11 protein-coding genes are annotated in these 13,928 nt (G+C 33.7%); all 11 read left to right on the top strand.

What is annotated here, in order from left to right; genetic code table 11:
• Positions 1-22: 22 nt before the first annotated feature.
• The 11 genes from HUS62_RS08020 (at position 23) to HUS62_RS07970 (ending at position 13,875) form a co-directional block, all read left to right on the top strand.
• Complete coding sequence (locus tag HUS62_RS08020; protein WP_175079111.1) at positions 23-1,630, top strand: hypothetical protein; 1,608 nt, start codon at positions 23-25, stop codon at positions 1,628-1,630.
• A complete protein-coding gene (locus tag HUS62_RS08015) occupies positions 1,630-2,592 on the top strand; it encodes a sulfotransferase domain-containing protein (RefSeq protein ID WP_175079110.1) in 963 nt (320 codons plus the stop codon). The genes HUS62_RS08020 and HUS62_RS08015 overlap by 1 nt, the downstream gene beginning before the upstream one ends.
• A complete protein-coding gene (locus HUS62_RS08010; protein ID WP_175079109.1) occupies positions 2,582-3,730 on the top strand; it encodes a polysaccharide pyruvyl transferase family protein in 1,149 nt (382 codons plus the stop codon). The genes HUS62_RS08015 and HUS62_RS08010 overlap by 11 nt, the downstream gene beginning before the upstream one ends.
• Before the next feature lie 402 nt (positions 3,731-4,132).
• Positions 4,133-5,203 (top strand): UDP-N-acetylglucosamine--undecaprenyl-phosphate N-acetylglucosaminephosphotransferase, encoded by a 1,071-nt coding sequence (gene wecA, locus HUS62_RS08005; protein WP_282658459.1) that lies wholly within the window; start codon positions 4,133-4,135, stop codon positions 5,201-5,203.
• Positions 5,204-5,224: 21 nt separating this feature from the next.
• The gene (locus HUS62_RS08000; protein ID WP_175079108.1) at positions 5,225-5,953 is read left to right on the top strand and encodes a WecB/TagA/CpsF family glycosyltransferase; all 729 of its coding nucleotides are present in this window, start codon (positions 5,225-5,227) and stop codon (positions 5,951-5,953) included.
• The gene (locus HUS62_RS07995) at positions 5,953-7,005 is read left to right on the top strand and encodes a glycosyltransferase family 4 protein (protein WP_175079107.1); all 1,053 of its coding nucleotides are present in this window, start codon (positions 5,953-5,955) and stop codon (positions 7,003-7,005) included. The genes HUS62_RS08000 and HUS62_RS07995 overlap by 1 nt, the downstream gene beginning before the upstream one ends.
• Positions 7,006-9,054, top strand: a complete 2,049-nt coding sequence (locus tag HUS62_RS07990; RefSeq protein ID WP_175079106.1) for a glycosyltransferase — start codon at positions 7,006-7,008, stop codon at positions 9,052-9,054.
• A gap of 92 nt (positions 9,055-9,146) precedes the next feature.
• The gene (locus tag HUS62_RS23360) at positions 9,147-11,057 is read left to right on the top strand and encodes an acyltransferase family protein (RefSeq protein WP_175079105.1); all 1,911 of its coding nucleotides are present in this window, start codon (positions 9,147-9,149) and stop codon (positions 11,055-11,057) included.
• Positions 11,058-11,122: 65 nt separating this feature from the next.
• Entirely contained in the window at positions 11,123-12,001 is an 879-nt protein-coding gene (locus tag HUS62_RS07980; RefSeq protein ID WP_175079104.1) for a Wzz/FepE/Etk N-terminal domain-containing protein, read from the top strand.
• Between the two features lie 219 nt (positions 12,002-12,220).
• On the top strand, positions 12,221-13,255 hold the full coding sequence (locus HUS62_RS07975) for an O-antigen ligase (RefSeq protein WP_175079103.1): 1,035 nt from the start codon (positions 12,221-12,223) through the stop codon (positions 13,253-13,255).
• Between the two features lie 248 nt (positions 13,256-13,503).
• A complete protein-coding gene (locus HUS62_RS07970; protein WP_175079102.1) occupies positions 13,504-13,875 on the top strand; it encodes a hypothetical protein in 372 nt (123 codons plus the stop codon).
• Positions 13,876-13,928 lie beyond the last annotated feature (53 nt).

Genomic DNA, 13,928 nt, shown 5'->3' with positions numbered 1-13,928 from the left:
TTTGATTTATAAAAGGCTGTCAATGAGTAAAACTGATTATAAATATCGGCTATTTGTTTTTATTTTAACGCTTACTATTATTTTAATTTATTGTTTAAGCCTTTCTGTTCCTAATTATTTAGATGATAGGGTTGTATTATACCAAGCATACAACTTAGACGTGCCTTTTGATTTTTTTAGATGGTTGCAATTACGATACGTAGGCTTAAAGTCCTTTTTTATAAGTAAGCACTATAACGGGAGCTTATTTGCAATACATAGTGTTTCCATCTCAATTCATATTCTAAACACACTGCTTATATATTTATTATTGCATTTATTAAATGTTAATAGGTGGCTTTCTTTATTTGTCGTGGTCGTATGGGCAATTCACCCATTAAATAGCCAAGCTGTTGTTTATATTAGTCAGCGTTTTACACTAGTAGCTACATTTTGGTTATTGTTAAGTTTTATCTCATTTATTTTATTTTTACGTTATTGGCAAGTTAATGGGAAAAGTAAGCTAAAAGAAACTAGCTTTTGGTGTCGTAGTATTTTTTATTTTACTATGATTGCTATATTCTTTTTGTTAGCGCTATTTAGTAAACAAAGTGCCGCTTTTTTTCCAATTTATTTAACTGTGGCTATATTTATTGTTAGTAAAAGTAAGAGGGCTATACTGCTCTTTGCCCTAATGATAACAGCAATCATTCTATCACTTTACTTTTCACCTGAATTATTAGGCAAGATAGATACGTTAACAAGAGAAACTAACTCTTACTCAAGAGTTGATTACTTTTCAACACAATTATATATAATAATTATTTATATTTCTAAATTATTGATACCAATAAACTTAACACTTGAATCGAGCGTGGCCCTGGTTAAGTTTGGTTCATTAATTTTTTATATTTCATTAGTGTTCCATACTTTTTTTATTTCTACTGTTATTTACATAGCCAAGAAAAAGAATAATTTGAACTTGATACTAGCATTGATGTTTTTTTACTTTTCTATGTCAGTAGAGTCTAGCTTTATTCCAATACAAGATCTGTATTTTGAACATAGGATGTACTTACCATCAGCTTCTTTGATTTTTATATTCTTTACTTTGTTTAATATCTTTTTTGATAAGGTAAATATAAAAGAGATACTAAAGCTGAAAATGCTTTTGATAATTTTTGCCTTATTTTCATACTTAACAGCAAACAGAGTGATGCTATGGCAAAAGCCATATGACTTTTATAAAAACGAGTATGAAGTTAATCCAGGTAGCTCACGAGCGATGAGCAGTTACGCTAAGGAGCTTGCTAAAGCAGGAGAAAAAAAGGAAGCTTTAGAACTTTTTTTGAAAGCATATAATGATGACTTAAAAAAAGGTATAATTAGGCAGTCGAATTTAGTTGGCTTACTTACAATTCTCATTGATCTAAAATATTATAAAGATGCTTTAAAGTTAGGTCATAAAGCAATCAGGGCAACCAAAACAAGGCCAAAATTACAAGCTGTCACATATGCTCACTTGGCTCTTGTCTACTACAGGATGAACGAATGCGGCTTTGCTTCCGGGTGGTCTAAAAAGGCATTATCACTGGATAGCTCAGTAACACTAGCTAAGCAGCTTATTTATTTATGCGGAAATACGAAGTGATGGAAAAACAGGTTTTATCTATATTCCCACATAAATATAGACATTTAGTTTTGAAGCTCAATGCGTTATTAAAGAACCCTCGCCTTTGGACAAATTGGAATCGTAACTTTGCGATAGAAGATAAACCGGTATTGCTTCTTTCGATGCCAAGAAGCGGCTCAAGTTGGCTTGGTGAAGTGCTCGCACAGAGTCGTTCAATTAGATATTTGCGTGAACCAATCACTAGTGTATATATGAAATCTGCTTTCGAGCCAGTTTCCTTTTTCATACCAGATAAATGCTTGAATCATACTGCACATGACCAAGCTGTAACGAATGCTTTCACGGCTAAATTAAACTACTTTAATAGTGTGCTCCATAATAAAAATGATTGGTTAGATCCAACGATAAAAAGAAAGTTACTAATTAAAGAAATAAACCCACTTTGCCTCGATTATTTTCAAGGCAAGTTCGACATTAAAGTTATTTATTTAGAGCGTTGTCCTTACGCAATAGCTAAAAGCTTTGATGCGCTAAACTGGCGTTCGGAAGAGCTTTTCAGTCGTAGGTTTGACCTTCAAACGCTAGAAAAGCTAAAAGTAATCAAAGATGATCTCTTTGAGCAGTGCTTTTTCTATCAAATGGGGTTTTTACAAGGGGTAATAAGTGCAATAGTTGAACCATCATTAAAGTTAAGTGACTGTATACAAGTTAGTTATGAGAACTTAATACTTGATACACAGGCTGAGCTAAAAAAAATAGCTGATTTTTTATCCATCGATAACATGAAAGAATTAACAGATTATATTGTGGAATCGTTCAGCGATAGTCAAAGTGCCAATCTTGGTTCTTTTTCTACAAAGCGTAACAAACATCAATTAATAGATAGAATTCGCAACAATAAATTAGAAAAAGAGTACTTAATTACTTTACAAGCTTATGAGTTAGGGTTTTACGGATATAAAAATTACGATGATGATTGAAATTAAAGGTGTGCAGTTTGAAAATAAAGGTGCAGAACTCATGCTTCAAGCTATTCTTTTCAAGTTAAAAAATGAGTTTCCAAACTTTGAACTTTGTTTAGAACACAATGTTAATTCACCCTATTCAGAAAGAGTTAAAGTAGATGCTTACCAAAAGATTAGCTTAAAAAAGAATGTTTTAGACCTTAATTTTGTTTTTTATCTTTTTCCTAAAAAATTCCGATTATATTTAAAAAATAGGTTTGGAATAGTATCAGAGGCTGATGTTGACGTTTTGTTAGATGCATCAGGCTTTAGTTATGGTGACCAATGGTCTGATACAATACTCAAACAAACATCCAGTGAGGTAAAAAGGTTTAAGAAAAAAGGGAAAAAATATATTTTTATGCCTCAGTCTCTTGGCCCTTTTACTAGGGCTGCGAATAAAAAACATGCAAAAATAGCTTTTGAAAATGCAACCTTGGTGTTTGCGCGTGAGCTTCCTTCTTATAATAATGTGGTTAAGCTAGTTCGAGATCAACAGCATGTCTATAAGTCACCTGATTTTACAAACCTAATTGAGCCTGTCAGCTCTATTAAATTAAAGGAATATGAAAATTCAATAGTCTTAATACCTAACTCTAAAATGCTAAGCTCAAAAAACAAACAAACGTGGTGGCATAAAAATTATGAAAAGACGTTTAAGACAATAGCTGAGCTAGCCTATAGCAAGGGTGAAAATGTTATTCTTCTTAATCATAGTGGAAAAGAAGACAAAGCTCTATGTGAAAGATTAAAGAGCAACTTTTCATTTGCTATCGAGGTTATTGAGCCATCTAATGCTCTCGAAGTTAAAGCTATAATTTCATTAGCGAAAATGGTAGTTAGCTCAAGGTTTCATGGTTGTGTGAGCGCTTTATCGCAAGGTGTTCCTTGCATTGCTACTGGCTGGAGCCATAAATACCAAGAGCTTTTTAAAGACTATCGTTGTGAATCAATGTTATTAAAAGAGAATCATGATCAAGAATCACTACAGAAACTATTCTTAGAAGTTTTTAAATGTCGTGACAAATATCATTCTACCTTAATCGAAATATCAAAGTCTTATAAGTACGAAACTGAACAGACGTGGCAGCGTATTTTCAAGGGGATTATCTAAACAACCTCTTTACTGTTAACCCTAAAAAGGTAGCTTTTTACTATGAAAGTTTAGTCGGCCAGATAGTAAAAACTGTTTAACTTAAAGAGGTTTGCCATAAAAATTAATACTGAGTTCAATTAAGGTCATTATTCTGTGGGTAGGTTTGTTATTTCATTGGATCCTTCTTGTATGAAGCTTAATATTCTTATATCATTCTGTTCCTTTATTTTTAAGTTTTTATGCTTAAAACTTGGTTAATTACAAAAGCATTACTATTTGAAGCAAAAGTACTGGTTAATTTTCTTCCTTTGACTAAGCTTACTGCCATAAGTGTGTTAAATTATGCGACTTCAATTTGTATTACAGGCTCGCTTTTAAGGATAGATTTGGGATTTTTATGTTAATTGAGGTTGGCTCTTTGTGATTCTTACAACTATTGCATTGGTTCTATGTTCTTTTTTGAGCCTCTTAGTATTTCGTAAATTTGCTATTCTTATAAACTTGGTAGATCAGCCAAATGCAAGAAAGCACCATAGCGGTTCTGTCCCTCTAGTGGGTGGGTTGGCTGTATTTGTTGTTGTTTTTTCGTATTTGCTTATTTTTCCTCATACTATTTCGTCGTCATTGTTATATCTGTTTTGTGCAAGTACATTATTATTTGTAGGTGTATTAGATGACTTATATGATATTAGCTTCCGTTTTAGGTTGTTACTTCAAATAGTTATTTCTATCTTAATGATGACTTTTGGTGACTTATTTTTATCTCATGTTGGTAATGTTTTTGGGTTTGGCACTCTTGAAATCTCTTATTTCGGTTACCTATTAACTGCTGTTGCTGTTGTAGGAGCCATTAACGCTTTTAACATGGTTGATGGAATAGATGGCTTATTAGGGGCTTTGGCAACAATTACATTCAGCTCGATGGGTTTGTTGTTTTACCTGAATTCTGAATATGCATTAGCCGCATTTTGTATGGTAATTGTATTCGCAATTATGCCTTATATATTGATGAATTTAGGAATTCCTCTTGGTCAACGTTTCAAAATTTTCATGGGCGATGCAGGAAGTACAGTTATCGGTTTTACCGTAATTTGGTTATTACTTGAGGGGTCACAGTCTCCAGAGGGAGCATCGTTTAGCCCTATTACTGCTCTTTGGTTAGCTGCAGTACCTATTATTGATGCAGTATCAACAATCAGCAGACGTATAAAAAAGGGGCATTCACCATTCAGGCCTGATCGAGAGCATTTACATCATATATTACTAAGGTTGGGTTTTTCTAGCCGACAAGCTTTGATGTTTATTTGTTTTATCTCTATAGTGTTTGCGTCTGTAGGTATCTTCGCTGAACTTATTGGTATACCAGATTGGCTATCATTCTTTTCATTTCTCATTGTTACATTCATTTACTTTATGATCATGCAAAAAATTTGGCGCATAAGTGTTCGAATTCGTCGTTTTTTAGGTGTTAGTAATAATCGACGTAAATAGGTCGAAATTTTAGGTTTTAATATGTCTCAAAATAACCAAGCCCCTGTGCTTGTGGGTGGTGTTGCAGTAAACCCGTATGAAAGTGTTGAACAGCTTCTCGCTGATGTTATTTCTCCTGATGGCAAGGTTATTCCTGGTATGGCCGTTGCTATAAACCCAGAGAAAGTACTAAAGGCATTAGATGACCCAGAAACCAAAGAAATTTTAGCACAAGCAACACTTCCTTATGCTGATGGGATTGGTGTTGTTAAATCATTACAGCAAAAGACAGGTAAAAAGTGTATCAGGATTGCTGGTTGTGAACTTTGGTTAGACATATTAAATCACTCTGTAGCACACCAATCTAAGGTTGTTCTCATTGGCGCAAAGCCGCAAGTAGTTGAGCGTTGTAACGAGATATTAACTAGTCAAAATGTCAATGTGGTTTCTTATCAAAATGGTTATTTTGAGAGTGAAAATGTGATATTTGATTTAATTAAAAAAACATCACCAGATATTGTTATTGTAGCCTTAGGCTCGCCAAAACAAGAAAAATTAATTGCTAAAATGAGGTTAATACATAACAAAGCCTTGTATATGGGGGTCGGGGGAAGCTTCGATGTTTTAACTGGCAACGTTAAGCGTGCCCCTAAAGCTTGGCAGAACCTTAACTTAGAATGGCTTTACCGCTTGACAAAAGAGCCTAAGCGTATTTTTAGGCAATTAAAATTATTAAAGTTTCTTCATCTTTACCTTCTAAAGAAGCTGTAATGAAAGTCCTTGTTGTATCAAATATGTCCGCAAAGAAGTCTGCACCCTTACAGGGACTCTTTGTGGATAACCAAGTAAAAGTGTTGCAAGGCAAAAGTAATGAGATTGAATACTATAAAATAAAGTGGAATACAGACAGCTTACTTTGTAGATTGTTTAAATATCCTTTTTTTATTCTATGTTTCTTTTGGGACATCATCCTGCAAAAAGAAAAATATGATCTAATACATGTTCACTTTTATTTTCCTACAATCATTTTAGTTGCATTGTACAAGTTTCTAAAAGACAAAAATGTCAAAGTAGTAGTGACGTGCCATGGCAGCGATATTTATTCTTATGATCCCCCAAGTTATTTATATAAAAAGCTATCAAACATAGTTAATTTTTGGATTTTCACTTCATCTGAATTAGAGAAACGTTATTTCAGAAGGGTTTCTAATTCAGAGGTTTTATGTGCTGGATATGATGATAGATTATTTTATTTGAATGAAGCTTCATGCTCTTACATGAATAAATCTTATGATTTCCTACAAATCGGAACATTGAATAACAATAAAGGTTTGGATAGGCTGTTATACCTTGTTGAAGCACTACCACATTGCCGCTTTGCTCTTGTTGGTCAGGGGCCTCTTGAAAATGAGGTTAAAATAGCTTCGAAACGCTTTAGTAACTTTAATTATTTAGGAAGTAAATCGCCAGAGCATTTAGCTAACGTTATTCGCAAGTCTAAATATTTACTTTCTTTGTCTAGAAATGAGTCTTTTGGGTTGACGATAACAGAAGCTCACTCATGTGGTGTGCCATGTATAGCAACACTAACAGACGGTTCAATAGCACAGATTAAAAATAGCGAACAATTAGTTGAACAAGATGGAGTAAAAGAAGGGAAAATTAAAGAAAATTTAAAATCCCTAGCTCAGCGTATGTATTTACTCAATGAAAATGAATATGTTAAGTTATCGCATCGTGTTTCATCATCAACTAGCCAATATTCTCTTAGTTATGTAACTGAGCGGATCTTATCTATATATAAAAACTTAAGGGGTTCTTAAATGCTTGAGAATCCGTGTATTGGTGTATATATACCAACAAAAAACCGCGTTGAGTTATTAAAAAAAGCTGTTGATTCTGTGCTGCAGCAGACTTATCAGAATTTTAAAATTTTAATAGTCGATGATGGCTCATCAGATGGGACTTTTGAATATTTGACCTCTATTGATGATTCTAGAGTTTCATTTATAAGAAATGAAATTTCTGAAAAGGCTTGTAGAGCGCGTAATAAAGCAATAGCAGCTTTGGATACTGAGTTAGTAACAGGCCTTGATGATGATGACATATTTTTACCAAATCGCTTAGAAGAGTTGCTCAAAGTTTATGATCCTAACTATGCATTTGTGTGTAGTGGTTATATTTGGGATTACGGAGTGCAAAAAAAATCTTTATTTTCTAAATCAAAAGTAATTTCGCTCTCAGATGCATTAGATCTAAACCAGTGTTCTAATCAAATTCTAGTTGAAAGGCAAAGGTTGCTAGATGTTGGAGGTTTTGATGCAAAATTACCGGCATTGCAAGATCATGATCTGTGGGTTAGGTTAATTGCTAAATATGGGAGTGCGTATCGTACGGGGAAAGAGCTTTATATTGTTAATGATGATCAAGAATTAGAACGCATTTCATCTGTGACAAATAAGCTTCAAGCGATAGACTTATTTGAAAAGAAGCACAGATCTATAATGTCTACTCGCAATAGGGAAAACTTTGCTTTTTATAGAAAAAAAATAGCCGGCGAGAAAGTTTCATTATTAGAGTTATTTCACTCCACGCAGTACGGTCTGCTCTCTCTGAAAGTTAGGCATGCGCTTACGCAAAAATTAGAGCGGTTAGCAAGGTATCGTTTAGAATATCTCCATACAGGTAAAGTGAGCCATCCTATAATTCATTGGTTTATGAATTATCTTGTTCCTTTGCTTGCCACTGGAGGGCCTGGAGCCTCCAGAGTCATTTTGTTATCTTCATGTATTTTCTTTTTAGGTGCTACTAATACAGCCTCTTTCGGTAGTGATTTTTTTATTTTAATGCTAATAAATACTATGTTTAGTCAAAGTTTTGGATTTTTCTTACTAAAACAAGACTACGCAAACTCGTTCTCTGCGCTTTCAAAAAAATCTATAATTGGGCTGTTTGTTGCAATTTTACTCCTTTTTTCTTTGAATTCTTTAGGGGTAGTGTCAAACCTAATTTATACACTACCATTATTAGTTATTTTACATTTCTATTATCTTCTCAGGTTTCAAAGAATTGCTGAATCAGGCTTTTTTGTTCTAGCTTTATCAGAGTGTATGATATCTCTTATTTGCTTAATCGCGCCGATTATATTGAGTCAGATGCATATAACCCAAGTAAATGCACCTTATTTGGTTTATGTTATAGCTTCTTTGATAGGTTTACTTATCTTATTACTTTTCTCAGTAAAGGGGCGGAGCTTCAATAAAAAAACTCCACCTTTGAAAAAGGTTTTTAACATTGCTATTTCAACCTCAGCAAGCATATTTGCACTTTTTTGCTTTCCTTATGGTGCAAAAGAGATACTTGATGCAGATATGGCTTCTTATGTCGCTTTGTGCATTTCATGCTTTTCAATTGCAATGTTAATACCTAGAACACAGGCAAATAAATCTTTACCTATATTGGGGGCTGAGGATATATTAGTTTCTGATGTTTTTGCTATTAATCAGAAGTACACCAAAATAATTTTAGTAAGTTGTTTCATTAGTCTTATTGTTGCTAGTTCATACTTAATTCTTCTAAAAGTTCCATGGCAGTTGGCTTTAAGCATTTCAACAATAATAATGGTTATTTTCATTTGTTCACAATATGGTTTTATTTATCTCACGACGTTGAGCTTGCATGATAAAGAAGGGGTAGTTGCAAAGTTAAACTTAATGGTTTTAGTTGCTACTTTGTCTGTTCTGTCAGTAGTTGTAATGAAGTCTATTGCTTTAGAGTCTATATACCTCTTACTCCCTGTTATATGTATTGCTTTTATTACACGTAATGTGAGGGCAAAAAAACATATTGTAAACAGTTTAGTAGTTGATTAGCCAATTGCTGATAAATTAATTTAGATTATTTCAGGGCTATAGTGATTAATTTTTATAATTTTTATTGCACTAGTCGTAGTGGGTTTTATTAAGTGAATAAGTACAGAAAAGATTTAGATGGTATCCGAGCAATCGCTGTATTACTCGTCCTTTTTTTTCATGTTGATATTGTTGTTTTTAAAGCAGGTTTCATCGGTGTCGATATCTTTTTTACAATTTCAGGCTTTTTGATTTCAGGCATAGTTTTGCGCGAAGTGCAAACTACAGGCTTTTCGTTTAAAAAGTTTTATATCCGTCGGGCTACCCGCCTTTTACCTGCTTATTTGTTCATGCTCGTCATAACATTATTGGCTAGCCTATACATATTAGCCCCACTTGCGCTATTTGACTTTTTTAAAAGTGCACTTGCTTCATCTTTATTTGTTTCAAATTTTTATTTCTTATTTAACCATAGCGGTTATTTTTCAACGTCTGTCCATGAGTTGCCTTTGCTACATACGTGGTCATTATCTGTTGAAGAACAGTTTTATCTCATCATGCCTTTGTCATTAATTCTTTGGATGAAAATCAAAAGTTTTAAGATTCGCTTTGCTGTCTTACTCGGGGGCTTAGTTTTTTCTATTTTCGTAAGTGCCTTTTTAACGAGCTTTAATCAAGGGCTAAGTTATTTTTTAGTACCAAGCAGAATTCACGAGTTTTTATTCGGAACATTACTTGCCGTAATAATCAATCAATTCTCCAACAAAATTACTCCATCTACTTTTGTATCAAATCTATTATTTGTTTTATCAATATTAGGAATATTCCTTGTCTCAACTATGCTTTCTTCAAAAGGGGATTTTCCTGGTTATATAGCCTCTATAGTTTGCCTTTTTACTGCTCTATTGATTTATGTTGGCCTAAATGAAAACTGCATTAGCCATAAAGTTTTGGGTAATCGTTTGTTTGTTTGGATTGGGCTATTGTCATACTCAATCTACCTTTGGCATTGGCCAATAGTTTCATTATTAAAGTATATGCAAGTTGAGTTTTATTGGTACACTCAGCTTTCCATAGTGATGGTATCACTCTTTTTTGCTGCAATTAGCTACTACTACGTTGAAAAACCATTCCGTTATGGTGTCTATTCTAAAAATAGTAAAGTGGCTTTAGCATTGTATTCACTTCCGGCTGTGGTCCTTATGGGTTTTGTGTCATTTCATTCTTTACTTCCTAGTAAGTTTTCTCAACAAGCTGTTTTAGCTGAGTCAATGACGAAGTCAGCACCTGAAATGGGCCGAGAAATTTGCCATTCAAAGTATTTTGTTGAGGGAGAGCAATGTTATTTAGGTGATACAAATAGTAATCTAAGTGGGCTTTTATGGGGGGACTCTCACGCAAGTCACTTTGCTCCATTTATAGATGTTTATGCCAAAAGCACTCACTTAAAAGTTAAAGACACAACAATGGGTAATTGCCCTGCGATAGTAGATGCATCCACTTATGTTAGTAGTGTAAAATCTGAGTGTTTAGAAAAGAATAGCCAAGTACTAAATTACATAGAGCAAGAGCGCCCAGATAATTTATTTATCGCCAGCTCTTGGTTTGGCTATGTTCGATCCGAGATAAGTGAACACTCTACTGCTCGAAATACGCAAAAAATCATAGATGGCATTGTCAAAACTCTTAATAATGTTCATCAACTTGGGGTTAGTAAGGTATATTTCTTTACAACGGTTGCTCGTCCCGAGAAGGACTTAAGTCACTGTTACCTAAAGCAGCTTCGATTTACAAATAGTAATTGTAATTTTCAATTAAACGAGAAGCAGGTTGATTTTAGTGCGGATTTGAAAAGTAAGTTATCCACATTAGATTTTGTTTATATAGTTGATGTAAATACAATTATTTGTAAAAAAGGTATTTGTAATACTAACATTGGTGATATCCCCTTGTATCGGGATTCTAATCACCTTAATAAATTTGGTGCGCAAGAGCTGGCTAAGCTTTACATGCGACAATTATGATATTGTCATAACCATTGAAATTTGATGGGTTTTTAATAGGTTTTTAATAGGTTTATATGGACGTCTTGAATTATAAAAATATATTTAAACTAGTTTTACTTGATAAATATAAAATATTGATATTGTTTGTGATTTTTGCATCAGTTTCAGTGTTTTATGCCTTAAGTCTACCTAATATTTATACTTCTCGGATAGTTGTTAGCTCTACTATTAATGAAGGTGGAAAACTTAGTGGCAGCTTGGGGGGGCTTGCTTCAATGGCAGGTATCTCGCTAGGTGGTGGAGAGATGAGCCCTGAAGTTGTAAAAGAGTCGTTAGTGAGTAATTCATTTTTGGGTAACTTTGTTAAAGAGAATAACTTAGGCAGCATATTGTTTGCAGCTGAGTCATTTGATCCATCGACTAAAAAGTTTGTTTTTGACGAATCAATTTATGACTCTAATTTAGGTGAATGGACTCGCGAGGTTAAATATCCTCAAGAAGTTATTCCTGCGATTGATGAGTTGGCAAAAAAACTTAAAGAGTCGTTAGTTGTAGGATATGACAGAAAAACAAAGTTAATAACTGTGACCCTATCTTCATACTCACCTGATTTTGCAAAAGAAACATTAACCTTATTGATTTCAGATTTTAACATGTTCATGAAAAATAAAGAAAAAGAGGAAGCTGAGCTGACTATTAAGTATTTAAAAGATAAACTTAATCGTGAACAGGTTTCTGAAATTCGCTTGGCACTTCAGCAACTGCTAGAGGAGCAGCTTAAAAAATTAGCGCTAGCAGAAACAAAAACGGAGTATGCTTTAAAGGTTATTGATAACCCATTAAGAGCTTCTCAAAAGAGCTCTCCAAGGCGCTCAATTATTTGTTTGGCAATAACTTTGTTCGGTACTGCGTTTTGCACTTTATTGTTACTTACATTCAGAATTGCTAGGCTAGAAAGGTAGATGCACAAGCCTTTGTTATTCCAGTTTTATAGTGACCTTATCCGCTACCTTGCAATAATCTATTTGTTATTTCAAGTAGCAGTGATATCGATAATACCTGCAGTTACAATCTTAGACGAAATTATTCAGTTTATATTTTTATTGGGGATTATTGCATATTCAATAAAAAATGAATCTGCTAGGTATGTTCTAAAATTCTACCTTTTAATTAGTCTATGTATGGCTTTACTGAGTATTCAAGCTCTGTCACACAGAGGAATAGTTAATGTAGCATTTCAAATATTTGTTCATACAAAGTATGTACTTTACATATCGGCATTATTTATATTTTTTGAAGTGAGCCGAATTAAGAAGTTAATTACGGCCTTTATGCTGATTAGCGTTCTATTTTTAATTTTCGATCTACTTTTTCCTGGCGTGCTACATAAGTTCTTTGGTGTGGATATATTATTGCGGGGTGGAGTAATAAGACCTATAGGGATTCAAGCACATACAGGTACATTAGGATTTTTGTTTTCACTCTACAGTGTGTATATACTCTTTCAGGTTAGGTCGGGTAACTATTTATGGTTTGTCCTTTTTTCGATCTGTCTCATTGTTGTTTTTCTGACAAGTGTCAGAACCGCGATGCTTGCGTTCCCTATCGTATTGCTCTGGCTTTTTAAAGATTCGTTAAAGCAGGCTTCGATTCTACTGGTGTTAATAATCCCTGCTATATTTTTATTCAGTAAGACAAAATATGCGGATGAGCTTGTTTATATTACGCAGCAGAATATAGAGATGAGTATCGAAGAGCCGCAAAAAAGCGCATATATCAGAGGAATGATGCTTTATTTTTCGTTTGAACTTGCAAATGAAAATTTTCCGATGGGTACTGGAGCCGCAACATTTGGTTCAGTGCGTTCTGATGATAGTGATGTATATGCTTATCTAGGTGTTCATAATAGTCGCTTTTTTATAGAAAAAGATGGTATTTATGATAGCAACTTTGCAAGTATTCTGGGTGAGTTTGGCTACATTGGCTTACTGTTTTATGTTGCGTTTGTAATCTTCATAACCTCTTCTAAATTACTTCCTTCGGGCTATAAATTAGGTAATGGGGCTTATCCTTTGATGATTCTCTTTATACTTTATAGCTTCACTAATCCAGTGTTTATGAATACATTTCAAATAGTTGTATTTTCTTTACTGTATTTTGCTTCAATTGAGAAAATAGATAGCAGAAGTGAGCAATTTAAAGCTTCTCCCAGTTAGCATCAAATAGCTTTTCATTGATAGGTTTAGATGTCGTTGTATTTAAAATTGTTTAGTATTTTTAGTTATAAATGTGGTTAGGTTATTCTTTTTGTTGTACATTCGCTGGGTAAGCCTAATAAGTGTCTGGCGCTATCAAAAAAATGCTCATTATTTTACCCCTTAACATAGTTATGCTAAGGTCTTTTTTGTAAGTTACAAATATTAAAGCTACACTGCAATAACACAAAAGTAAAAGGAGTTAACGAATGAAGCTTCACGCTTTATTATATTCAATTGTTCTATTATCACCCTTAAAAGTTTCTGCTGATTCTATAACTATCCATGAAAATAAAGACACAAAAATCACGGGAATTGAACAAAACGGGGAAATATACGTACCATTCTCATATCTAAAAGAAAAATATAATCTTTATGGAAAAAAAGTAGATGAAGGGTTTGAACTTTCACACTCAGGCCGTTCACTTATAAAGTTCGAACCTTACCAGGCTCAAGGCGAATATTTAAACTTTCAGTATCACAATATCCAGTCTCGCTCTACTATTATAATGGATGCTCGAGGAGTACCAAGAGTAAAGTACAATTGGGGTATAGAGCAGGGTGAGAGCATACTTTGTTAACAAGTATTAACCAAAGATAAGCTCAGCCCTGAATTCATCGTCAAAACTAGCCC

It is taken from the genome of Pseudoalteromonas sp. 0303, assembly GCF_013349995.1.
In the GTDB taxonomy this organism is placed as follows: Bacteria; Pseudomonadota; Gammaproteobacteria; order Enterobacterales; family Alteromonadaceae; genus Pseudoalteromonas.
The sequence above is the reverse complement of the archived record's forward strand: the minus strand, read 5'-3'. Positions and strand labels throughout refer to the sequence as shown.

Coding starts and splice junctions, on each gene's coding strand:
- HUS62_RS08020 (WP_175079111.1), top strand. CDS start 23: ATGAGTAAAACTGATTATAAATATCGGCTATTTGTTTTTATTTTAACG.
- HUS62_RS07970 (WP_175079102.1), top strand. CDS start 13,504: ATGAAGCTTCACGCTTTATTATATTCAATTGTTCTATTATCACCCTTA.
- HUS62_RS08010 (WP_175079109.1), top strand. CDS start 2,582: ATGATGATTGAAATTAAAGGTGTGCAGTTTGAAAATAAAGGTGCAGAA.
- HUS62_RS07995 (WP_175079107.1), top strand. CDS start 5,953: ATGAAAGTCCTTGTTGTATCAAATATGTCCGCAAAGAAGTCTGCACCC.
- HUS62_RS08015 (WP_175079110.1), top strand. CDS start 1,630: ATGGAAAAACAGGTTTTATCTATATTCCCACATAAATATAGACATTTA.
- HUS62_RS07975 (WP_175079103.1), top strand. CDS start 12,221: ATGGCTTTACTGAGTATTCAAGCTCTGTCACACAGAGGAATAGTTAAT.
- HUS62_RS08000 (WP_175079108.1), top strand. CDS start 5,225: ATGTCTCAAAATAACCAAGCCCCTGTGCTTGTGGGTGGTGTTGCAGTA.
- HUS62_RS07990 (WP_175079106.1), top strand. CDS start 7,006: ATGCTTGAGAATCCGTGTATTGGTGTATATATACCAACAAAAAACCGC.